This is a genomic window from Roseibium sp. QJM3NY_11, assembly GCF_056173175.1.
Window position 1 is genome coordinate 181,831 of record NZ_CM149660.1, and the last position, 23,593, is coordinate 205,423.

The window sequence follows — 23,593 nt, forward strand, 5'->3', positions numbered from 1 at the left end:
AACCCATGTTTCTTGAAGGAGCCCCGGATGGCCGGTTACCTGACAACCCACGTGCTCGACACCGCCCTCGGCTGCCCGGGAAAGGGCATAAAGATCGATCTTTATGCAATTTCAGGCGACACGCGCACCTTTGTGCGCAGCCTCGTCACCAACGACGACGGCCGCACCGACGGACCGATCCTGCCCGAAAGCGAATTCAGGACCGGCACTTATGAGCTGGTGTTCCACGCCGGCGCCTATTTCGACGCCGCGGGGATTGCCCTGCCGGAGCCGAAATTCCTCGACCAGGTGCCGCTGCGCTTCGGCATGGCCGAAGACACCCACTACCACGTGCCGCTGCTGGTCTCGCCCTACGGGTATTCGACCTATCGGGGGAGTTGATTTCAGAAGAATTGCGTCCGCTTTCGACCCGTTCCCTTAGGAAGATACGCTCAGTGGAATTGGGGTGAAAGGGTCCGTTGCATTAACCGTCGAAATGTCTGACACACCGTTTTGCTAAACTGTGGAGTGAGCGATGGCCCGGCGCAATCCATTCAAACGACATCGGTTTCCACGTGATATCATCCTGCTGGCGGTGCGTTGATACTGCCGGTATCCGCTATCGTGCCGGGATGTGCGAGACATGTTGGCCGGGTCCGTTGCATTAACGTCAGCGGCCCGCGGCGGCATCCTGACAAGGCCAGTCCGGTGTTACCTTGAAAGGGTCACTGCCGGCATCCATGATTTGTGGTTGTGCCTGACACTCTTTCGAGAAATTCCCTACAATCCTGGTGTGGCGTCCTGAAGGTCAGTTACCGCATTTCACCTCGAAAATACATCTGTGGCAACAATCCACAGCACACCCTGACGTGGTGGAAAAAGCCTGACTTATCTATAGTTTTAATAAAAATTTTCGTATTTTCGCATAAATGCAATTTGTTATCTATGCAAGCGTCAGATAAGTATTGTTCGTTACTTGTATGTGGCATTGCGAAAAATCTGGAGCCTGCAAATCAATGGGTGGACCAATTGTCAGCCTGATCAACGCCCTGGGGCTTTTGACGCTGCTTTCGTTCTTCTACGGATCCGTGAAACGCAGTGCCCTGCCCCCTGTCGTCCAGAAGATTCTAACCGGGCTGATCATGGGTTTCGGCAGCATGGTCGCCATGAGTTCACCGACAACGATTGCCGACGGTGTGCAGATCGACGGCAGAACGGTTTTCGTTGCCGTCTCCGCCGCATTCGGCGGCCCCCTGCCCGCTGTGATAACCGGTGCCATCGCCGGCAGTTACAGACTGTGGCTGGGCGGGATTGGCGCGCCGACCGGAGCCCTGGGCGTGCTGCTGTCCGCGGCAATCGGCCTGGCCTGGCACTACCGGGTTCCGGCAGAAAAGCGCGGCAAATTTCGAAACCTTGCGATCCTGGGTCTGGCTCTTCCGCTCAGTTTTGCGGCAGTCCTGGCCTTGCCGGTGGATGTCGCCCTGCATCTGTTCGTCGCGGTGCTGCCTTTCCTGTTGCCCTATTATTTCGTGAGCACATTGATTTTCGGCACGCTTCTTGAGCGGGAAAAGCGCTTGTTCCACACCGAGCAGGAACTCGAAAAAGCCGCCAACAACGATTTCCTGACGGGACTTCTGAACAGACGCGCCTTCACCAGCCAGATGAAGGACATGCGCACTTCGGCGGAAACCCATCAGATCGGCACCCTTGTCATTCTCGACATCGATCACTTCAAATCGGTCAACGACACAATGGGGCATGCGGCCGGCGATGCCGCGCTGGAGCAATTCGCAGGTCTTCTCAAGCACATGTGCCGGAAAAGCGATATCGTGTCGCGGCTTGGCGGCGAGGAGTTCGGCGTCTACATGACGAACACCACGGCCGCCCAGGCCAGAACGGCGCTGGACAGGCTGCTGACTTCCATCCGGGAGCTGTCCATCCAGGTCAAGGGATCGACCATTTCCGTTACCGCCAGCGCGGGGGCCCATGAATTTCTGCTGGCCGCGACGACCTTCGAGGATGCCCTGCACGAAGCGGACCAGGCACTCTACCAGGCCAAGCAGCGGGGACGGGACCAGGCCATGTTCTCCGACGGCCACCGCAGTGCCGCCTGAAGCGACCCGCGTTCAAGTCCGATAGCCTGTTGCCGAAATCGGCTCAAGCCGCTCCGGCCAGCGACTTGTGTATATGGGCAACCATGAAATCCAGAAACAGACGGACCTTCGGGTCCTGATGCCGGCGGTGCGGATAAAGGCATGCCATCTGCACCGGCACCGGCGGCGCGGTTTCCAGGACCCGCACCAGCCTTCCATCGGCAAGATATTCGGCCACCTCGAAGACAGGTTTCAGGATAATGCCATGCCCTTCCAGGGCCCAGCCGGTCAGGACATCGCCATGATCGGATTCGAACGGTCCGGTGACCGCCACCCGCTTCACGCCAGCGTCGGTCTGCAGCGGCCACTGGAACTCCGGTGCGCCGGGATAGCGCATGTTCAGGCAATCGTGGTCGCCTGAGGCCAGCTCATCGATGGTCTCCGGCTTGCCCTTGCGGGCGAGATAGTCCGGCGCTGCGCACAAGGTCCGGCTGCAATCCGCGATCTTGCGGATCTTGAGATTGGAGTCTTCCGGCAGCCCGAGGAAAAAAGCCGCGTCCAGGCCCTCGCCGGTCAGATCGACCTTGCGGTCCGACAGGCGCAGGCGAATATCGATCAGCGGATTGGCCTGCTTGAAGGCCGGAATCGCCGGGGCGATCAGGCGCTGACCCATGCCGATGGGCGCGGCGACAAACAGCGTGCCGCGTGGCGACCGCGTCACCGTGCTGATCTCGGCTTCCGCCTCCTCGACCGCCTCGATTATTTTTGTTGCGCCGCGGTAGAACAAATTGCCATGCTCTGTCGGACTGAGAGCACGGGTGGTGCGCTGGAACAGGCGCACGTTCAGATGTTCTTCCAACTGGGAAATCCGGGACGACGCAACAGCGGAGGAGATCCGCAGGTCACGCGCCGCCGCGGACATGTTTCCCAGTTCGTAGACACGCAGGAAGGTCCGTATGTTTTCAAGATAGGCCATCTGGACTTTCGGTCGCGGCGGGAGATTGTTCCGGTTTTTTTGAAACTGCTCGGGATTATGCCGAGATACCAGAAAATTATTGCATGGGCTAGCTTCAACGGCGGACTGACAAGAGAGGGTGACATGCTGGACATCGCCATCATTTGGGACTGGATTGCCCTGGCCGTGCGCTGGCTGCACGTGATCACGGCAATGGCCTGGATCGGGTCGTCGTTCTATTTCGTCGCGCTGGATCTGGGCCTGCGCAAGGCGCCGGATCTTCCCAAGGGGGCCCATGGCGAGGAATGGCAGGTCCACGGCGGCGGTTTCTATCACATCCGCAAGTTCCTGGTGGCGCCGGAAAACATGCCCGAGCACCTGATCTGGTTCAAATGGGAAAGCTATTCGACCTGGCTGTCCGGTGCGGCGCTGCTGATGATCGTCTACTGGGTCGGCGGCGAACTCTACCTGCTCGATCCGGCCAAGGCCGATCTCTCCCTGTGGCAGGGGATCGTGATATCCGCCGGATCGCTCACCATCGGCTGGCTGGTCTATGACCGGCTGTGCAAGTCGCGCCTCGGCGAAAGCCCGACCCTTCTGATGCTGCTGCTGTTCGCGCTGCTGGTGGCCATGGGCTACGGCTACAACGAGATCTTCAGCGGCCGGGCGACCATGCTGCACCTGGGCGCCTTCACCGCGACGATCATGACCGCCAACGTGTTCTTCATCATCATTCCGAACCAGAAGATCGTGGTGGCCGACCTGAAGGCCGGACGTACGCCGGACCCCAGATACGGCAAGATCGCCAAGCTGCGCTCGACCCACAACAACTACCTGACGTTGCCGGTCGTGTTCCTGATGCTGAGCAATCACTATCCGCTCGCCTTCGCTTCCGAATACAACTGGCTGATCGCCGCGCTGGTGTTCCTGATGGGCGTCTCCATCCGGCATTATTTCAATACCAAACACACCGGCGCACCCGCACCGACCTGGACCTGGCTCGTCACCGCCATCCTGTTCGTTGCTGTCATCCAGCTCTCCCTGGCGCCACTGCAGCAGGACAGCTGGGAGGCCTCCGACGCCCGCGCACTGACGCCGGTTCAACAGGTCTTCGCCGATGCCGACGGCTTTGACGATGTTCTTGCGATCGTGCCGGGCCGCTGCGGAATGTGCCACGCGCGCGAACCCTTCCACGAAGGCATCCACTGGGCGCCGAAGGGCGTTCTTCTGGAGACCCGGGCCGACATCGCCCGCGCCGCCAAGGAGATCTATCTGCAGGCCGGCGTCACCAACGCCATGCCCCCGGCCAATGTCTCCTTCATGAAAGAGGACGAACGCAGGCAGATCATCCGGTGGTACCGCAACGCGCAGGAACAATTGCCGTTCGGCGTCGCCCTGCGCTAGAGCCGCGTCGGCCCTCGCCTCCGCCGGCCGGACCGTCTCCTGTCCGGGACATCCGTCTTGCCAATTGTCGGCCGATTTCGTTTATCGGAGGACAGGCACATGTCCGGGAGGGATTCATGGCACGAGACATTGTTCTTTACGATTACTGGCGGTCGTCGGCGAGCTACCGGGTGCGCATCGCGCTCAACCTGCTCGGTCTCGAAGCGGAGATCCGGCCCGTCAACCTCTTGACCGGCGCTCATCTTGACGCGGACTATCTTGCGCTCAATCCGCAAGGCGTGCTGCCTGCGCTGATTGTCGACGGCAAGACCCTGACCCAGTCGCTCGCCATCATCGAATATCTCCACGCGACACAGCCCGGCTCGCGCCTGCTGCCGGAGACCGTCGACGGACAATACCGGGTGCGGCAACTGGCCCACGCGATCGCCATGGAGATCCACCCGGTCTGCAATCTCGGCGTGGTCAGACATGTCGCCGACCTCGCCGGCGGCGGCGACGAGACCAAGGCCGCCTGGATGCGTCATTTCATCGGCAAGGGACTGACCGCCTTCGAGACCCTGCTCGATGGCTCCGAGGGCCCGTTCTGTCACGGCACAACACCCACCATGGCCGATTGCTGCCTGATCCCGCAGCTCTACAACGCCGACCGCTGGGGCGTGGATGTTTCCGGCTTCCCGGGCATCCGGCGTGCCGCCGGGGCCTGCGGGGAACTCGAAGCCTTTCGAAACGCGCATCCGGACAAGATTGGCCCGCCGGCGTGAGGCGGCCCCGACGGAGTTGCCCCGGCGCACCGGCCGTCAGTGGATTGCGCCCCGCATCCCCCGTGCCGATGGTGCAGGCTTGCCAGGTCCGCTCCGTTCGAGGTCAGCCGTGTGACGCCGGATTTGCACAGATATCCCGCATCACACGCATGGCGGCGGCACGGACATCCGGCACGGTCTGTTTCAACAGACCGATGCGATCGAACAGGCCCGGCCATCCTCGGCGACGCCCTTGCCGCGCGTGACCTGAACCTCATCGGCGGAGTTGTCTTCCGTCCGTTCCACGATCCGCTGCAATGGGACATGGTCCGGGACGCGGCCGTGCGCACCTGCAAGGCCCTGAGAGCCCATGGCGGCCGCCATCTGGTGCTGATCGATTCCATTTCGCCGCGCCGCGCACCGAAACGCTGGCACCTTCCGTGTAGGTGCGCGAGACGGCTGAGCGGGACACCCCGGCCCGTTCAGCCACTTCCTTCAATGTTACCGCCAAGTCCGCAACCCGAGCGCTTCTGTGCCAATGTCCGTTCCCGAACCTGCAAGATTGCGCATCCCGGTCAATTCGGTGCAACCGATTGCACGCCAGGTCGTGCCCGCGGTCACCGGTCAGAGGATCAGGTCATGTCCGTCGCGCGCGATCGCGTGGATCTCCGCACCGGGAACCCGGCTCGCCATCTCGCGCAATCCTGTCGGGTTTTCCAGAACTGCCGCGGTGGACAGTCCGTCGGCCATCGCGGCGGAACGATGAATGACGCTGACCCGTCGCCAGTCCGCCGGTGCGGCGGTGCCGGTCTCCGGGTCGAGAATGTGTCCGGCGGGGCCGGCCCCGAACAATGTGCCGTCAGAACTTGAGGTCGCCACCGCCCTGTCCCGCAAGTGGATGCGTGCATCGGCCGGCTGATCCTCGCGATCGGCCAGACCGACCGCCCATCCATTGCCGGAGGGCGAGGCGCCGACCGCGGCGATTTCTCCGAGGCAAACCAGCCCGGTTTCAAGTCCCTGCGCCTTGAGCAGCCTGACAACCCGGTCCGTGATGAAGCCCTGCGCGATACCGTTGAAGGTGAGAGCGGCTCCGGGCGCCAGCCGGATCCGGTCCACCGTGACATCGACCCTGTCCCAGCCGATTGCCGCGCGCGCGGCCGCCAGGGCCTTTCGATCCGGCGCTCCCCCGGCGCGGGCATACGCCATCCAGAGCGGTTGCACACTCGGGTCGAACCGCCCGGAACTGGCCTGGAAGACGGTGGACACGAGCGAACACAGTTCCAGCATGTCCGGTTCCGGTTGTTCCAGAATGCCGGTCGTATTGAGACGAACCAGCGCACTGTCGGCACGGTAGAGACTGAACTGCCGTTCAAGCCGCTCGATTTCGCCGCGAGCCGCGCGCAGAAGGCCTTCGGCCTCGTTTGCCGGCAAACCAACCAAACGCAGGTCGGCATGCGCGCCCAGCGCGACCCCTCGCCAGCGCGCGCCCGTGGCACCGGAGGCAAGGACAGGGTGGGCGCCCAGAAGACATCCGGCCGTGATGCCGATGAAACGGCGGCGATTGAGCTTCATTGGACCGCTCCTCCAGCCAGGCTGGTTGCTTCGGAATCGAGCCCGACGGGACCCAGAACATATGCGTCGGGGATCTCTGCCTGCCGCACCACTTCGCCGCCATTGCCCGCCGTGAAGGCGAACGCGCTCTGCTCGCTGCCGAAGGGGATGGCCTCGGGGGTTCCCATTCCCCCCGTCTTGCGGGACCCGATGACATACCAGGCGGTTTTCGCGTCGATCCAGGTCTCCTGACCGGGAAAGTCCCAGTCGGTCGCCCGGCCCATGTCGTTGACATAGATGGCGACGGTTTCGAAGTGCTCCTCCGGCGAGCGGAGGAAGGCAATGCCGTCGCGCACCTGGCTGAACCACAGGGGATGCGGAAAGCCGGCAAGGAAGATTTGTGCCTTCGGTCCCGTATGTTCCAGAATGGTCATGTTGCAGTAGTGTCCGGCCGCTTCCTCCGTCAGGGCGACCGGCAGCGGCGCATCTGTTCCGGCCTGCTGCTCGTTGCACGCGGAAACGACCACCGCCGCGGCGACAATCGCCGCAAGCCTCATGCGCCTCTTCATGGCCGCACCTTTTTGAGTATGAGGGTTGAAAGCGCCAGCGCCACCGCGGTCCAGATGACCGGACTGAGCATGGCCGAAAGCCCGTTGAGCGGCAGTGCCGATCCCGCTCCCCTGCCCAGATTGCCGCCCATGGCTGCGGCGTCGATCGCGCTCATGGTATAGAGGCGGAACGCATCGGCGGGATTCAGCACCAGCAACCAGGGGAAGACGTCTCGCGCGAAAAAGCCGTCCTGACTGGCCAGCAAGCCGCCGAGCAGCGCAAGATCATAGAGCACCACGGCAAACAGCCAGATCGCGATCGCCAGCGCCGCCGCGGTTCCGGTCTGGCGCACGCTGGCGCTGGCGATGTAACCGATGGCGATGAACGTCGCGCCCAGCACCACCGAGCTCGCGATCAGCCGGCCGACACCGGTCAGAGCGCTTGCATCGCCGCCGCCATTGGCAAAAAAGGCGATCAACCCGGCAATGCCGTAGCCGAAGCTCACGGCGATGCCCAGAACGCTCACGTGACCGAGAAACTTGCCGACAAGCACGGCACCGCGCGAGACCGGGCTGGCCAGCACAAGCTGCAAGGTGCCGCGGTCGATCTCGCCGGCAATGGCGTCAAAGGACAACAACAGCGCGATCAGAGGCACCAGATAGACCGAAAGCGTCGACAGGCTCGCGACCACGACGGTGACACCATCGGTCCTGACCTCGCCGCCGGGAGCGCTGCCGAGAAGCACCAGGATAAGCGCAAAGGCCAGAAGAATGAGAGACGACAGGATGATCCAGCGGTTGCGCAGACCGATACGTGTTTCCGTCGCGGCGATGGTCAGAATGCCATGCATCATGCTTGCCTCCTCCAGTCCTGGCCGGGTCCGGTCTTCGAGAAATGCCGGTAGACCTCGTCCAGGGTCGGTGCGGCGACTTCGACATCCTCGACCTGCGCACCAAGCCCGCTGATCCTGGACAGGATGCGCATCTTGTCGTCACGGGCGCAGAAGAGTTCCACCGAGGCGCAGTTGATACGTCCGCCGCCGATTTCCGCATGGACCCTGTCGACCGCGTCGGGCGCGGCCCGCACGCGGATCCTGGTCGGCAGGTCGGCCTCACGCTGAAGTTCGGCCAGCGGGCCGTTGGCGACCAGTTCGCCTTTCCGGAGGATCGCGACCCTGTCCGTCCTGGCCTCCAGTTCGCTGAGCCCGTGCGAGGACAGCAGCACGGAGCCGCCCTGCCGGGCGACCTCCGCGATCAGTTCATAAAAATGCTGGCGCGACAGCGGGTCGAGACCGGATGTCGGCTCGTCAAGCAACAAGAGGTCCGGTTTGCCGACCAGCGCCTGCGCGATCCCCAGCCGCTGGCGCATGCCCTTCGAATAGGTGTCCACCCGGCGGTCCGCCGCGTCGGCGAGGTCGACCTTGTCGAGCACCGTCTGCACGTCCTTCAGGGCGGCCCCTTTGAGCCTGGCATAGAAGCGCACGACCTCGCGTCCGGTCAGCATTTTCGGGAACGCGACCTGCTCGGGCAGATAGGAAACCGTCCGCCGCGCCGGATTGCTCCCCGGCTCGAAGCCTGCGATCGAGATCGAACCCGCTGTCGGCCTGATGAACCCGAGGATGAGACGAAACAGGGTGGTCTTGCCCGCGCCGTTGTGACCAAGCAGAGCGACCTGTTCGCCGTGAGCAACGTCGATCGACACATTCGTCAGGGCGTCGACCTCCTTGAATGTCATGCTGACGTCCCGGGCTTTCACGATCTCGCTCATTGCAGGGACGCCTTCCAGTTGCGCGCGGTTTCGGGCAATTCGCGCGGTTTCATCAGGGGCCGGTCGTCAACGATACCGCCGGGCAGCAGGGCCGGAAACGTGCTTTGCGCCCAGCGGACCAATTGCACGGCCGGGCTGCCCAGGAGCAATTTCGCCGAGGGCTGGGTCCAGATCACCTGGTCCATCGTGTCATTGGGACGGAAAGCCTGGTCGGCGATGCCGTCTCCGTTGACGTCATAGGCGGCGTGATCGCTCCAGTAGTTGCCGGACCAGACATGGTCCCTGGTGCTGACGAACTTGATCTGGGTCCGGTTGCCGATGAAGGCATTTCCGGAAATCTCGTTGCGCGCCGATCCGCCGGTGAAATGGATCCCGATTTCACAACCTTCTATCCGGTTGCCCAGGATGAGGTTCTTGTTCGCATTGTAGACGAACAGGCACTTTTCCCCGCCGCCGAGCACGGCATTGCCTTCGATACGGGCGTTGTTGGCATAATTGAGCATGACACCGTGATCCCGGTCATTCAGCGAGATGTTGTCGCGGATGGTCAGGCGCTTCGAAAACATGATGGCATAGCCGATATGATTGCCGATCGAGACGTTGCCGGAAACGGTGCTGTCGTCGGCGTTCATGTAGTGAATGGCGAAGCGCAGGTTCTCGAACCGGTTGTTGGTGAAGGTGTTTTTCCGACTGGTGTTGACAAAAATCCCGTCCCGGCCCTGGCGTACCGTGTTGCCCGTTACAGTCGCCCCGGGCGCGTTCCAGACATAGACACCGTTGCCGCGCCGGTTCATCAGCCTGTCGCTGCCTCCGATTATGGTGTTGCCTTCGACAAGGGCATCGCGTGCACCATGAATGTCGACGCCATAAAGATTGTCTTCGATCCGGTTGTCGCGAACGATGGCGCGGTCGGCTTTTCTGGTCATCTGCACGGCGCTGTCGATGGTCTCGTGCGAGGTGCCCGAGCCGGTCAGTTTCAGGCCCTTGATGACGACATCCGGCGCGTCGATGGTGATCACCGAGCCGGTGCCCGTGCCGGCCACATGGGCCTTGCCGCCGCCGGCGATCCCGATCGGCCTCGTCAGGACCAGCCCGCCCCGGTAGATGCCCTCACTCAGCAACAGACGGTCGCCGGGCCGGGCAAGGTCGACCGCCCGCACCAGCGCACCGGGGCCCGGCTCGACGCGGATATCGGCGGCAAGCGCCGCCCCCGCGAGGAGGACGGGACCGAGGAGCACTGTGACTGCGCGGACGATCGGGTTCATGGTCTGGCTGCCTCAGACGTTGCGCGGTTCGACAAACATGCGTCCGCGCATTTCCATGTGCAGCGCATGACAGAACCACTGGCAATAGAACCAGTGAACGCCCGGACGGTCCGCCGTGAAGGTGACCGAGGCGGTCGCCTGCGGCGCGACTTCCATCGCAACGCCATAATTGGAAATGCAGAAGCCGTGTGTCACGTCATCCACGTCGTCGAGGTTGGTCACATAGACCGTGACTTCCTGACCCTGCTTGACCGTGAATTTTTCAAGGCCGAACTGCGGTGCGACCGATGTCATGTAGACGCGCACCTTGTCGCCGTCGACGATGACGACATCGTCGTAGTCGAGGTCGACGCCATCGGCTTTCGCCTGGGCATAGGCATCGGTGAACATGGGGTCCTCGCGTGACCAGACATTCACCGGGTTGACGATGTCGGAACGCACGATGATGGCATCATGCGGTTCGGCGAAGGTCGGACCGTCATGGACAACCTTCATGTCGTCCGAGGAGATGTCAATGATCTGTTCATTCTCCGGCTTCAGCGGGCCGACATTCAGGAACCGGTCCTTGGAGAACTTGTTCATCGAAATCAGCCATTCGCCATCGGCTTCGGCGGTTTCGCCCATCGAGGTGGAGTTGTGACCGGGCTGGTAATGCACATCGACCTTCGAGACGATCGGATCGACATCCTCGCCGGCGTAGGCGCGCACGGCCTTGTCGATGTCCCACTTGACGATCTGGCTGTCGAGGAACAGCGTCGTGAAGGCGAACCCCTTGCCGTCGAACGCGGTGTGAAGCGGGCCAAGTCCGAGCTGGGGTTCGGCGACGATGCAGGACCGCGGATCGGCGTCCTCGTCAAAGAGCGCGTCGAGTTTGGTCACATCGATCACGGACACGGTCGGCGACAGCTTGCCGGCGATCATGATGTGCTTCTTGTCGGGCGCGGCATTGACGCCGTGCGGGCTGTTCGGAATCGGAATGTAGCGCGTGTAATTCTTGTTCTGACCCTTGCGGCCGTCGATGACCGCCACGCCGTTGAGCATCTGCACGTCGCCGTCGGCAACGCCCTTCTCGATGGCCTTCAGGTTGAACACCACCACGTGGTCGAGTTCGCTCTCGGTCATTTCGGCAAGGTTCATGCCCATTTCCGAGTTGTAGCTCGTCGAAAAGGCGTATTTGCCCTGATAGTCGCAGTCGGTGTTGTCGAGGTTACCCGACACCATGACCTGCCAGGCCACTTTCATCTCGTCGCCGTCGATGGCGGTGAAGATGTTCACATACTGTGACGGATCATCCAGGACCTTGCCGTCATTGACCAGCGGTGCCTCATGTTCGCCATTGGCGAAAATATAGCCGGTGCGCGGGTATTTCTGCGGCCGCATGCCATGGATGTCATGGGCGTTCGGGATCTCGATGATCTTGTCGCATTTCATGACGTCGCAACGGATACGGGCAACCCGGGTGTTGGCCTTGTCGTTGGCGAAGATGAAGCGTCCGTCATAGGTGCCGTCGGTGAACGACATATGCGGGTGATGCAGATCGCCATTGTCATAGGTCTTCATGCCCTTGGTGGCCAGGAAGGTCCTGGTTTCCTCGGTGAGTCCTTCGGTGAGCACCTTCAGGCTCTCGTTGGTCTGGCCCCAGCCGGTCGCCGAACAGCGGTTGAACACCGGCACGCGCATCAGCTCGCGCATGGACGGGAACCCCAGAATGCGCAGTTCGCCGGTCTGACCGGACGACCAGAACCCGTAGTAGGGATCGAGTTCGCCCGGCTCAAGGTTCAGGGCGGGAGTCGCGGCATTGGCCCTGGTTACAAGCGCCCCGTTCAGAAGGCCCGTTCCGACCCCCGAGCCGGCCAGAACCGCCCCACCTGCTGTCGCGGCCATCAGCGATCTCCGTGACAGGCCTCTGCGTTTTGTTTCTTCGGCTGACATTTTCTGTTTCCTCAGTTTGCTGCTTGAGATGCCGTCGGGGTTCCCGCAGGCGGGGGCCCCTTGCCCGCTGAAGCGGGACCAATCGGATCAAGGTGGTTTTGCTTGCGGAACTTCGCCCGTCTGGCCTCTTTCTTGATGCACACGGGGCATTTTGTGGCGCTCTGGTAGAGGACCTGGCAGTGCAGGCACTGGTGGCATTCGTTGGGATTGATGTTTCCCTCGGGATGGATGGCCTGGACCATGCATTCCTTGGCGCAGCGCTGGCAGGGGTCGCCGCATTCCCTGTAGCGCTTGAGCCAGTCGAACATTCTGAGCCGGGCGGGTATCGCCAACGCCGCGCCGAGCGGACACAGGTAGCGGCAGTAGAACCGTTCGATGAACAGACCCGCGCCGAGCAATACGACGGCGAACAGGACATACGGCCAGCCACGCTGGAACTTCAGGATGATCGCTGTCTTGAACGGCTCGATTTCCGCGTAGCGCTCCGCCATTTCGAGCGAATAGAGCGACAGGCCGAACAAACCGAGGAAGATCATGTATTTGACCGGCCACAGGCGCTCGTGCAGCCCCCAGGGAACGGTGTATTGCGGCACCTTGAAAAACCGGGCGATCTTGTTGGTCAGTTCCTGAAGCGCTCCGAACGGGCAGAGCCAGCCGCAAAACACGCCGCGTCCCCAGAACAGCAGCGAGGCGGCCACAGAGAACCAGAGAATGAACACCAGCGGATCCATCAGGAAGGCCGACCACGAAAAATCCGTGGTGACCGCCGAGAAAAACGCCAGCACATTGACCACCGACAACTGTGCATTGGCAAACCAGCCGAGGCCGACCAGGGTGAATGTCAGGAAGCCGATCCGGAACCAGTATGTCAGGCGTGCGTGCCGGGTGACCTGCATCTGGAAAAAGAACACGCCGGTCAGGACGGTCAGTCCCGCCACCAGAAAGAGGACCTCGAGACGCTTCTGGAGCCAGATCCGCTTCCACAGATGGCTCAATTCGCTGGTATCGGAGACGGCAACGTCGCTCCGGATCTCCGGATTCGCGGCGCTGGCGGTTTCAACCGCGAGTTTCTCGGTGTGGCGATCCGGGATCCTGTATCCGAGATCGAAGGTGATGAAGGTCTTGTCGATGGCACCAACGGCGCGCTGCACCAGCAACTGCAGCCGGAACGGTTCGGCCGGGTCGAATCCGCTGTCGGCACGCACCTTGAAGATGTCGAGTTCGGTGAAAGACGGCGCATCCTCCGCTGCGAGCTTGCCGATGCGCCGGTGCTGCTTGTCGTTGAAACGAACCGAGCTGTCGCCCTGGATCAGCTGAATGCGGTCGAAGATGCCGCCGCGCACATATCCGGATCCCTTGAAGGAATATTTGCCGCGCCCGGCCACCAGGATAGCCTGGTCGCCCTCATCCAGCCAGGCACGCAGGTTGGCATATTCGTCGTCTCCGAGCAGGGAACGGCCGATTTCGGGCGCGCTGACCAGCGCCATCTGCATGTCGATGAACGTGTCTTCCGGCGCGCCTTTTTCAGGACGTTTGATGGCGCGGGGGTCGCCGGTTTCCTCGAACGCGGCGTTCACCTGCCCGACATCCAGCCGCAGGCTGCGGATAGACCCGTCGCCCGCAAGCGTCTGCCAGTCGGAGACCGCAACGTCCGCGCCGCCCGGCATCAGGAGCGCCCTGGTCGGGCCGGCCCCTTCCAGTTCAGGCTCCAGGCCGCCCAGCCCGAGCGATCGTGCGACCTTCAGCCCTGCCCTGACGATTGAATCGTCGATGACGATGATGGTCACGGTGGCGCCGGAGACGATATCGAGATCATGCGCCGAGCCGCCTGCGGCCGCTTCCGCGATGAGATCAAGACCGGCATATTTTTCCGTCACGGCGGTGATCTTCGATTCGGGAATGCCGACCAAAACAATCGGTTCGGAATGCTTGACCAGCCGTACCCCGGTCACTTTCGCAGCCTCGTCGACCCCCATCAGCGTGTGGATCGGCTTTCCGGAATAGCCGGTGGTCGTCACGAAGTCGGAGGTCAGAAACACGTAACCGACGCGCTTGCCGTCCTTCATGGCTTCGACCACGGGAAGATCCGCGCGCAGCCCGCCATACTCGGTGGCACCGGGAACGATGTCCCCGACACTGACCCGATCCAGAAACTTCGTGACGAGCGGTTCCGCCTGCGCGGCGGCGACGCCAAACAGAAGGCTCGCGATCAGGACGAGTACTGAGCCTACCCAAAAGACGCCGATGTCTGTCCTGGTTGTCATTTTTTACTTTGCCCGCCTCAATTGTCGCGAGCTTAACGGCACAAAACAGGGCTCTCTTTGTTCTGGAACAACCTTTCACGTCAAAATGATTTCTTGTTTCGACGCGCTCATGAGGAAAGTGCACTGTGGTGTTTGAGGCAGGTGCCCGACCCGGCCATACGCCCGGGAAATCGGCTAAAGCGGGCTTTCCGAAGACGCGCGCCTGGCCCGGAATTCTGCTCCCGATTACCGGCCAGTCGTGGCGGCGGGCAGATATTTTTGCATTGCACCATAGAAACCGCGGCGGCAGACGCCTATATGCGGGTTTGATTTAGGAAACACTGTTCGCACCCGCAGCAATCGGCCCAGTTGAGACCCGTCAGAAAAGCTCTTCGAATTGCCGCGCCTCGACACGCAAGCATGCTTGCGTGTCGAGGCGCGGCCGCAGGCTTTGGCCGCATGATCGTCTGGAACTCCAGCGGTCCTGCAGTTTCATCCGGCGCATTCCGCTGTTTCCGACATGCTGTTGTCCTCATGACGTTGCGGATCCGCCGGAGACCAGACTTATGTTCGAACCCAGAAGCCTCCTGCTGACGTGCCTGCTGGCCTTCGGCACGATTTCATCTTCCACCGCATTCGCGCAGGGCACCGCTCCTCTCCCGGCGGTCGGCGTGGTGACGCTGAAGGCGGAAAACGTCACGCTTCGCGCGGACATGCCGGGACGCGTCGTTGCCTACGGTGTCGCGGAAGTGCGCCCCCAGGTCTCCGGCATTATCGTCGAGAGGCTGTTCGAGGAAGGCGCCGCCGTCAAGAAAGGCGATCCGATGTACCGGATCGACAAGGCCGTCTATGCGGCCGTGGTGCAGCAGGCCCGCGCCAGTGTCGCACAGGCTAGGGCCGCGCTGACGGCCGCGGAAAAGGATCTGAACCGCGCCAACGAGCTGCTGCAGCGCGAAGTCGTCAGCGAGCAGGCCGTGGACGACGCCACGGCGGAACGGGATGCGGCACAGGCCGGACTTCTGGTTGCCCAGGCACAGCTCAAATCCGCGCAAATCGACCTTGAACACACCACCATCCGGGCTCCGCTTTCGGGCATTGCCGGCCGGGCCCTCACAACGCAGGGCGCATTGGCCACCGCGCAACAGGCCGAGCCGCTGGCGGTTATCCGCCAGATTGACAAGGTCTATGTGGACGTGGCCGCCTCGACGGCCGATGTCCTGCGGTACAATCGCTCCAGGCTGGCCCAGGGAACGGCTGAGGACAGTGGCCTCGATCCCGAAGTCACGCTGACGCTGGCCGACGGGCTGACCTATGACCAGACAGGCACCATGCGTGCGGCCGAACCGCAGGTGGATCCGAAGACGGGTGTCTCGGTGTTGCGCATGGAGTTCCCCAATCCCGAACAGCTCCTTCTGCCCGGACTTTACGTGAAGGCCCATTTGCCGGTGGAAATGGCCAAAAACGTGGTTCTGGCGCCGCAACAGGGGATCAGCCGCGACCGCAGGGGCCAGCCGACGGCTCTGGTGGTCGGCGACGAAAACACCGTCGAGCTGCGCACGCTCGAGGTGCTCGGGACCCGCGGCACCAACTGGATCGTTTCCGCCGGCCTGGCGGCCGGAGACCGGCTGATCGTGACGGGACTGCAGAAGATCGCACCCGGCGCCACCGTCGCTCCGGAAGAGCAATTGCGTGAAAACACCGTGGCGCAGAACTGAACCGCCCGGCCCAACTCAAGACAATCTGAAAGTTCGCGATGGCCCGCTTCTTCATCGACCGCCCGGTTTTTGCCTGGGTAATCTCGATCCTTTTGATGGGGGTCGGCGTTCTCGCGATCATGATACTGCCCGTGGCGCAGTATCCACAGATCGCGCCCCCCACCGTTGATGTCAACGCCACCTATTCCGGTGCCTCCGCGGAGACCGTCAACAACACCGTCACCCAGGTGATAGAGGAACAGATGACCGGCCTCGACGGGCTCCGGTATATCTCCTCGTCTTCCACCTCGACCGGGTCCTCGTCCGTCACGCTCACCTTCGATACCGGAACCGACCCGGACATCGCGCAAGTGCAGGTGCAGAACAAACTCAGCCAGGCAACGCCGCTGCTGCCCGAAACGGTGCAGAGGCAGGGTGTTACGGTTCAGAAATCCTCGGCGGGCTTTCTCATGGTGGCAGCGCTCGTGTCCGCCGACGGGGCGCTCGATGCAGTCGATCTGTCCGACTATCTCGTCTCCAACATGGTGGACCAGTTCAGCCGCATACAGGGTGTCGGCAACGTCCAGGTTTTCGGGGCGCAATACGCGATGCGCATCTGGCTGAACCCGGACCAGCTGGCGGCCTTCGAGCTGACGCCATCGGACATCGTTCAGGCGGTCTCGGAAGAAAACGCCCAGGTTTCGGCCGGATCCTTCGGCTCGCTGCCCGCCCTGGACGGGCAGGCCCTCAATGCAACCATCACCGCGCAATCGCTGCTTTCAACACCTGAGGATTTCGAGCAGATCGTCGTGCGTGCGGAGACCGACGGGGGCCTCGTGCTGTTGCGGGATGTCGCGAGGGTCGAGATCGGGGCGGAAAGCTACACCACCGCCGCCCGTTACAACGGCAAACCGACGGCCGGCATGGCAATCCAGCTGGCGACCGGCGCCAATGCGCTGGACACCGCCGAACGTGTCAAGGCGAAGCTCGAGGATGTTTCGGCCTTCTTCCCGGAAGGGGTCGAATACGTCGTTCCCTACGACACCACGCCGTTCGTTCAGATTTCCATCAAGGAAGTGGTCACCACGCTGATCGAGGCGATCGTGCTCGTCTTCCTCGTCATGTTCCTGTTCCTGCAGAATTTCAGGGCGACCCTGATCCCGACCCTTGCGGTCCCGGTCGTTCTGCTGGGCACCTTCGGCATCATCGCCCTGTTCGGCTTTACCATCAACACGCTGACGATGCTTGCCATGGTGCTGGCGATCGGCCTTCTGGTGGATGACGCCATCGTCGTGGTGGAGAACGTGGAACGCATCATGGAGGAGGAGGACATGTCTCCCTATGAAGCGACCCGGAAATCCATGGGCCAGATCACCGGGGCCCTGATCGGCATCGCGCTGGTCCTGTCGGCGGTGTTCATTCCGATGGCCTTCTTTCCCGGCTCCACCGGAGTGATCTACCAGCAGTTCTCGATCACCATCGTTTCCGCGATGATGCTGTCGGTCGTGGTGGCGCTGACGCTGACACCGGCCCTGTGCGCGACCCTTCTGCGCAAGCCTGAAAAAGGTGCGCGCGAGCGCGGCGTGTTCGGACTGTTCAACCGCAACTTCAACCGGTTGACCCGGGGCTATGCCTCTTCCGTCGGCTTCATCATCCGCCGCCCCTTGCGGATCGGCATCGTCTATCTGCTGATCGGGGCCGGAATGGTCGTCCTGTTCGAGCGCACGCCGACCGGCTTCCTGCCGGATGAGGACCAGGGCATTCTCTTCACCCTCGTGCAGGGTCCGACGGGAACGACCGCGGAGGCGACCGAAGCGGTCCTGAAACAGATCGAACAGCACTACATGGAGACCGAGGCCGAGAATGTCGCTTCCCTGTTCACGGTGCGCGGCTTCAGCTTCGCCGGCCAGGGTCAGAACATGGGCCTGGCATTCGTCAGCCTGAAGGACTGGGACGAGCGCACGACGCCGGACCGCAGTGTTCAGGCGATCGCGGGCCGGGCCTTCGGCGTCTTCTCCCGGATCAAGGAAGCCCTGGTGTTCCCGATCGTCCCGCCCGCGGTGATCGAACTCGGCAATGTCAGCGGGTTCGATTTCTACCTGCAGGCCCGCGATGGCCAGACACACGAGCAACTGCTGGCGGCGCGCAACCAGCTCATGGGGCTGGCGGGCAAGAGCAGTCTGATCGGTCAGATCCGGCCGAACGGTCTCGAGGACGCCACCCAGTTCAACATCGATCTGGATTGGCGCGTTGCCGGCGCCATGGGTCTGTCGGCAACCGATGTCGGAGACATGCTGTCCATTGCCTGGGCCGGACGCTACGTGAACGACTTCCTGGATCGCGGCCGCATCAAGCGGGTCTACGTCCAGGGCGATGCGCCCTACCGCATGGTGCCGGAAGATATCGAACAATGGCGGGTTCGCAATGACACGGGCGGTCTGGTGCCCCTGTCGAACTTCTCCAACGCCAACTGGCGGTTCGGGCCTCAGGGGCTTTACCGCTACAACGGCGTCGCCGCCGTCCAGCTTCAGGGCAGCCCGGCGGCCGGCGTGTCATCCGGAGAGGCCATGATCGAGATGGAAGCCCTGGCGGCGCAATTACCCCCGGGCTACCAGATTGCGTGGACCGGGCTTTCGCTGGAGGAACGCGAATCCGGCGATCAGGCCGGTCTTCTCTACGCCCTGTCGCTTGCCGCGGTCTTCCTCTGTCTTGCCGCACTTTACGAAAGCTGGTCGATCCCCTTCGCGGTCATGCTGGCAATGCCCATCGGGATTGCCGGTGCGCTGGCAGGGGCCTGGGTCGGCGGCTTTGAAAACGGCGTCTATTTTCAGGTGGCGCTGTTGACGGTCATCGGCCTGACCGGGAAGAACGCCATCCTGATCGTCGAGTTTGCCCGCGAGCGGATGGAAGCGGGGGACACGCTCTTTGCCGGCGTGGTCGACGCCGCCCAGCAGCGGTTCCGGCCGATCCTGATGACATCCATGGCCTTCACGCTGGGTGTGCTGCCCCTGGTGCTGTCCTCCGGAGCCGGTGCGGGCGGACGCACGGCCATGGGGTCCGGCGTCATGGGCGGCGTTCTCTCCGCGACCATCCTGGGCGTCCTGTTCGTGCCCCTGTTCTTCGTCGTGATCTACCGGATCTCGAACGGCTGGCGCAAAACACGCATGCTCCCTCCCAACCGGGATCAGGAACCGCAATCGTCGCCGACCGCGCCCCCGGGCTGAAAGAGATCACTGCCGATTTCCCGATGACGCCCGATCATGTGCCGGTCTTGCGCAACGCCGGCCCCCGGGCGGTCCGGGACTGGCGGAATGGAACGGGACCGGCTGATGCAATGACAGCCGGCGCCCCTCTTGCCAGGCCACCGATCATGAACCTTGAACGAACTCCGCACAGCGCGCCCCGAGCATCATTGCCGGCGCATTGGTGTTTCCGGCATTGATGTCCGGAACCGCGGACATGTCACAGACGCGCAGGCCATCCACCCCCCTGACCCGCATCCTGGCATCCAGCACGGCCATGGGGTCTCCGTCCGCTCCCATCCGGGCCGTTCCGGCCGGGTGGTAATTGGTTTTGACGAACCGCTTGCAATGGCGGCGCAATGCTGAATCGGACGTATCCCGGGGATCGGGAATGGCCACGCCCTTGAGCCTCGACGACAAGGGCTGTGACCGAAACACCTCGAGAAAGAACCGCTGGCCGGCAATCATCTCCCGCATGTCGGCCTCGTCCTTCAGCAGGTTGGGACTGACAAGCGGCATCTGCTGCGGATCTGCGGATGCAAGCCGCACCTCTCCCCGCGAGCGTGGCTTGACCACGACAGTGGTGATGGTGACACCGTAGCCGTCCTTGAGTTCCGCGCGCGCATCCCGGTCCAGATAGACAATCGGGACGCAGAAAGCCTGGATGGTCGGCTCCCCGTCCCGGTCCGCCGGGTTGACAAAGGCGCCGGCTTCCACGCCCGCGGACGTAACGGGACCGCTGCCGAACAGTTTGAACTGCGCTCCGTTCCTGAGCATGCGCCAGCCCTCACCCTGCCGGAAATAGCCATATCGGCCGTTGGCATAGGCGGTGATGGGCACTTCCGGATGATCGATCAGGTTCTGGCCGACGCCCTTCAGGTCGACGACGGCATCGATCCCGTGATCACGCAGATGGTCCGCGTCTCCGATACCCGAAAGCATCAGGATCTTTGGTGTGACCAGCGCCCCCGCGGCCAGAACGATTTCCCCAGCTGCACGGGCGGTATGAACGCCCTTCCGATCCCTGTAACGCACACCGACGGCACGACCGTCTTCCATGACAATCCGCTCGACATGCGCGTTCAGTTGGACCGCAAGTCTTCGATCCTGCCGCAAGGGCTCGAGAAACGCATAGGCGGTCGAACTCCGCCGGCCGTTCCTGTTGGTGAACTGGTAGAAGCCGACACCGCGCTGGGTCGGTCCGTTGAAGTCCGTGTTGTAAGGTTCTCCGAGCGCTTGCACTGCCTGCACGAACCAGCGTGACAGGTCGTCGACATGACCGGGATCGGATACCTTCACCTCTCCCTCGGTCCCGTGGAGCGCTCCTGCCAGCCGATTGTTCGCTTCCATCTCCCGAAAGAACGGAAGCACGTCCTGCCAGCCCCAGCCCGGATTGTCGTTGGTCCGGCGCAACTGCGCCTGCCAGGCATCGTAGTCTGCCGGACGGCCGCGCATATAGACCTGCGCATTGACGGAAGACCCGCCACCCAGCACGTTGGCCTGCGGAATATCGTGGACCCTGTCGTCCAGATGCGCCTGCGGCACAGTGGTGTGGTAGCGCATGTATTTCGACCCGTTGATCATCTTGAAGATGCCGGGCGGCATGTCGAGCAGCGGATGGCGGTGCGAATGCCCCGCCTCCAGAAGCAGAACCCTGGCATTGCCCTGCATCACGAGTCGTGCGGCGGCGACGGCCCCTGCCGAGCCGCCCCCGATGACGATGTGGTCGTATTCGGCCGTCATCCTTCCGACCAGTCGAATGTCACGCGGACGAATTCCCAGGCGGCCTTGAGGTGATTGGTAAGCGCCTCTTCCGCAGCCGCCGGATCGCGTTCCAGGATCGCTTCCAGGATCGACTTGTGCGCAAGGTAGTTCATTTCGTTTCGTTCCGGCGACCGCAGCATCCGGTCCCACTGCGGCGCGAGCCAGGAGGTGTAGCCCTCATGGATCGTCGGGAAGATCGGATTTTTCGGAATTCTGTACAGCACACCGTGGAACGCCACGTCCGTGCGATAAAACGCGGCCGAATCCGGGATGGCGTTCCTGTTGTCTTCCAGCGCCTTCTTGAGATCGACGATATCCTCCTTGCGGGCGGAAATCGCCGCTTCTCTCACCAGCGCGCGTTCGATGAAAACGCGGCTGTCGTAAAGGTTCTTGATGCCGGTCCTGTCCGTCAGGAGATGCTGGACCACGTTGCCGCAGGCGTGCAGCACCGTCGCGTAGTCCGGTTTGCGCACGACCGGCCTGAAGCGGGGCCGCGTTTCCACGAGACCGAGACTGGACAGCTTCGAGATCGCTTCACGAATGACCGTTCGGCTGGCACCGAACCGGGTCATCAGGTCCCGCTCCGCCGGCAGCGGCGATCGATTCTCCAGTTCACCCGACACGATCTGGGCCTCGATCGCGGCTACGACATGATCGGCAGCCCGCCCGCCTTCGACACCCGGTTCTGAGGAACGCCTGCTGTCCATTCTCTGCCTCTGCTTTCTGAATTTTGGTATGACATAAAATTCCCTATGGTGAAATCGTAAATTCGACAAACACCAATCAACCCACAAAAATCAGCCCAAATTCCGCGACTTCCGGATGATTTTCAGATCCGCCCAAAGTTTCGGTTTGACTCCAATCCTGTTTTGATTCTTATTGAACCTAATTTGGTATGACCAAAAGGCGTCTCTGGTGTTTGACATTTCGCTCCCTTCCGATCCCGGAAAGTCCTCAGGCATGTTTATCGGCGGACAATGGACCGGTGCAGAAAACCGTTCAACGATCGACGTCGAGAATCCCGCGACGGAAAAAATCATCGCCAGCGTGGTCGACGGCACAAAAGAAGATGCCGAGGCCGCACTCCGGGCGGCGCAGGAGGCTTTTCCCGCATGGGCGGCGCTGCCGGCGGTCGAGCGCGGGCGCGCAGTCGCTGCGCTGGCCGACGCGATCGAGTCAAACGCCGCCCATCTTGCCCGTCTCGTCACGCTGGAGCAGGGCAAGCCACTCAACCACGCGTTCGAGGAGATCTCGGCAAGCGTCACTTTCCTCAGGTACGCCGCGGAAAACGCCAGGCGCATCGAGGGTGATATCGTCACGTCGGACAGCCCGTCGGAAGAAATCCATATCAGGCGGCACCCCTATGGTGTCGTCGTCGGGCTCACCGCCTGGAACTACCCGTCGGCCCTGGCTGCCAGAAAACTTGGCCCCGCGCTCGTTGCCGGAAACACCTTCGTCCTGCTTTCGCATGAAGCGACCCCTCTTTCGGGACTTGCACTGGCCGCGCTGAGCCAGCAGGCCGGCCTCCCCGGTGGCGTCTTCAACGTGGTGACAGGACGTGGCCCCGTGGTCGGAGACGCCCTCGTGCGAAGCCCCGTGTCCGGTCTCATCACCATGACGGGAAGCACGCGCGCCGGCCGCGCGATCTACAGGACCGGCGCCGAGCACATCAAGGTGGTGCGCCTTGAGCTGGGCGGCAAGGCGCCCTTCATCGTCATGGAAGACGCCGATATCGACGCGGCGGTAACGGCAGCCGTTGCCGCCCGCTACACAAATTGCGGGCAGATCTGCACCTGCAACGAGCGCATGTATCTGCACCGCTCGATCGCCGATCAGTTCCTCGCCCGGTTTGTGGAGGCTTCAAGGGCGCTCACGGTCGGCGACCCGCTGAGGAACGCGGACCTCGGCCCGAAGGTCAGCCGGGTCGAGCGGGACAAGGTTGCGCAGATGGTCGGCCAGAGCGTCGAAAGCGGCGCGGAGGTTCTGCTGGAGGGCGGTGTTCTCGAGGACGGCAATTACAGCAAGGGCCACTGGTATGCCCCGACGGTCCTGGAGGTGAAGGACAACGGCAACCCGGCGGCAAGAGAGGAAGTCTTCGGGCCGGTTGCCGTCGCGATGCGCGTTGATGGTTTCGAGGAAGCCATCGCCCTGGCCAATGACACGGAATTCGGCCTGTCGGCCTATCTTTTCACGAACAATTACAAGCGTCTGGCGCAGGCGCCCTATCTCCTGAAATTCGGCGAACTCTACCTCAATCGCTCCAACGGAGAAGCGGTTCAGGGGTTCCATACGGGTTGGGGGATGTCCGGACTTGGCGGTGAGGACGGCCGCTACGGCTTCGACAACTATCTGCGCAAACAGACCGCGTACCTGAATTGGGGGTGACACCTCAAGATCAGCGGCCGGAGGAGTTTG

General features: G+C 62.5%; 18 protein-coding genes. 7 read left to right on the plus strand and 11 right to left on the minus strand.

Going from position 1 to position 23,593, the window contains the following annotated elements:
• Positions 1-27 precede the first annotated feature (27 nt).
• Both uraH and AC0VX3_RS00785 read left to right on the plus strand, forming a co-directional pair.
• Positions 28-381, plus strand: a complete 354-nt coding sequence (gene uraH / locus AC0VX3_RS00780; RefSeq protein WP_342895923.1) for a hydroxyisourate hydrolase — start codon at positions 28-30, stop codon at positions 379-381.
• Positions 382-995: 614 nt separating this feature from the next.
• The gene (locus AC0VX3_RS00785) at positions 996-2,093 is read left to right on the plus strand and encodes a GGDEF domain-containing protein (RefSeq protein WP_475523133.1); all 1,098 of its coding nucleotides are present in this window, start codon (positions 996-998) and stop codon (positions 2,091-2,093) included.
• Positions 2,094-2,136: 43 nt separating this feature from the next.
• Here the strand turns inward: AC0VX3_RS00785 and AC0VX3_RS00790 are convergent, their stop codons facing one another.
• Positions 2,137-3,048: a LysR family transcriptional regulator gene (locus tag AC0VX3_RS00790; protein WP_475523134.1), complete on the minus strand. Its 912-nt coding sequence runs from the start codon at positions 3,046-3,048 to the stop codon at positions 2,137-2,139.
• 123 nt (positions 3,049-3,171) lie between these two features.
• On the opposite strand from AC0VX3_RS00790, the gene AC0VX3_RS00795 reads away from it, so the two are divergent.
• Both AC0VX3_RS00795 and maiA read left to right on the plus strand, forming a co-directional pair.
• Positions 3,172-4,431 carry a urate hydroxylase PuuD gene (locus AC0VX3_RS00795; protein WP_475523135.1) on the plus strand — a complete coding sequence of 420 codons (1,260 nt, stop codon included), beginning with the start codon at positions 3,172-3,174 and terminating at the stop codon, positions 4,429-4,431.
• Positions 4,432-4,547: 116 nt separating this feature from the next.
• A complete protein-coding gene (gene maiA, locus AC0VX3_RS00800; RefSeq protein WP_475523136.1) occupies positions 4,548-5,192 on the plus strand; it encodes a maleylacetoacetate isomerase in 645 nt (214 codons plus the stop codon).
• Positions 5,193-5,375: 183 nt separating this feature from the next.
• Here maiA and AC0VX3_RS00805 read toward each other — a convergent pair whose 3' ends face one another.
• The 8 genes from AC0VX3_RS00805 to AC0VX3_RS00840 all read right to left on the minus strand — a co-directional run bounded on the left by AC0VX3_RS00805 (position 5,376) and on the right by AC0VX3_RS00840 (position 14,499).
• Positions 5,376-5,543: a hypothetical protein gene (locus AC0VX3_RS00805; RefSeq protein WP_475523137.1), complete on the minus strand. Its 168-nt coding sequence runs from the start codon at positions 5,541-5,543 to the stop codon at positions 5,376-5,378.
• Positions 5,544-5,795: 252 nt separating this feature from the next.
• Complete coding sequence (locus AC0VX3_RS00810) at positions 5,796-6,743, minus strand: FAD:protein FMN transferase (protein WP_475523138.1); 948 nt, start codon at positions 6,741-6,743, stop codon at positions 5,796-5,798.
• Entirely contained in the window at positions 6,740-7,291 is a 552-nt protein-coding gene (locus AC0VX3_RS00815; protein WP_475523139.1) for a nitrous oxide reductase accessory protein NosL, read from the minus strand. Before AC0VX3_RS00815 ends, AC0VX3_RS00810 begins: the two co-directional genes overlap by 4 nt.
• On the minus strand, positions 7,288-8,124 hold the full coding sequence (locus AC0VX3_RS00820; RefSeq protein ID WP_475523140.1) for an ABC transporter permease: 837 nt from the start codon (positions 8,122-8,124) through the stop codon (positions 7,288-7,290). Before AC0VX3_RS00820 ends, AC0VX3_RS00815 begins: the two co-directional genes overlap by 4 nt.
• Positions 8,121-9,038 (minus strand): ABC transporter ATP-binding protein, encoded by a 918-nt coding sequence (locus AC0VX3_RS00825; protein WP_475523141.1) that lies wholly within the window; start codon positions 9,036-9,038, stop codon positions 8,121-8,123. Before AC0VX3_RS00825 ends, AC0VX3_RS00820 begins: the two co-directional genes overlap by 4 nt.
• Positions 9,035-10,303 (minus strand): nitrous oxide reductase family maturation protein NosD, encoded by a 1,269-nt coding sequence (locus tag AC0VX3_RS00830; protein WP_475523142.1) that lies wholly within the window; start codon positions 10,301-10,303, stop codon positions 9,035-9,037. The genes AC0VX3_RS00825 and AC0VX3_RS00830 overlap by 4 nt, the downstream gene beginning before the upstream one ends.
• A gap of 12 nt (positions 10,304-10,315) precedes the next feature.
• Complete coding sequence (nosZ, locus tag AC0VX3_RS00835; RefSeq protein WP_475523143.1) at positions 10,316-12,235, minus strand: TAT-dependent nitrous-oxide reductase; 1,920 nt, start codon at positions 12,233-12,235, stop codon at positions 10,316-10,318.
• Positions 12,236-12,246: 11 nt separating this feature from the next.
• Complete coding sequence (locus tag AC0VX3_RS00840; RefSeq protein ID WP_475523144.1) at positions 12,247-14,499, minus strand: 4Fe-4S binding protein; 2,253 nt, start codon at positions 14,497-14,499, stop codon at positions 12,247-12,249.
• A 545-nt stretch (positions 14,500-15,044) separates the two neighbouring features.
• Between AC0VX3_RS00840 and AC0VX3_RS00845 the strand changes: the two genes are divergently transcribed.
• Positions 15,045-16,193 carry an efflux RND transporter periplasmic adaptor subunit gene (locus tag AC0VX3_RS00845; protein ID WP_475523145.1) on the plus strand — a complete coding sequence of 383 codons (1,149 nt, stop codon included), beginning with the start codon at positions 15,045-15,047 and terminating at the stop codon, positions 16,191-16,193.
• A gap of 38 nt (positions 16,194-16,231) precedes the next feature.
• On the plus strand, positions 16,232-19,396 hold the full coding sequence (locus tag AC0VX3_RS00850) for an efflux RND transporter permease subunit (protein WP_475523146.1): 3,165 nt from the start codon (positions 16,232-16,234) through the stop codon (positions 19,394-19,396).
• 144 nt (positions 19,397-19,540) lie between these two features.
• Here AC0VX3_RS00850 and AC0VX3_RS00855 read toward each other — a convergent pair whose 3' ends face one another.
• Together AC0VX3_RS00855 and AC0VX3_RS00860 are read right to left on the minus strand one after the other, a co-directional pair.
• Complete coding sequence (locus tag AC0VX3_RS00855) at positions 19,541-21,157, minus strand: GMC family oxidoreductase (RefSeq protein ID WP_475523147.1); 1,617 nt, start codon at positions 21,155-21,157, stop codon at positions 19,541-19,543.
• Positions 21,154-21,885, minus strand: coding sequence for an FCD domain-containing protein (locus AC0VX3_RS00860; RefSeq protein WP_475523148.1), 732 nt, complete (start codon positions 21,883-21,885; stop codon positions 21,154-21,156). Before AC0VX3_RS00860 ends, AC0VX3_RS00855 begins: the two co-directional genes overlap by 4 nt.
• 253 nt (positions 21,886-22,138) lie before the next feature.
• On the opposite strand from AC0VX3_RS00860, the gene AC0VX3_RS00865 reads away from it, so the two are divergent.
• On the plus strand, positions 22,139-23,563 hold the full coding sequence (locus AC0VX3_RS00865) for an aldehyde dehydrogenase family protein (RefSeq protein ID WP_475523149.1): 1,425 nt from the start codon (positions 22,139-22,141) through the stop codon (positions 23,561-23,563).
• Positions 23,564-23,593: the final 30 nt, after the last annotated feature.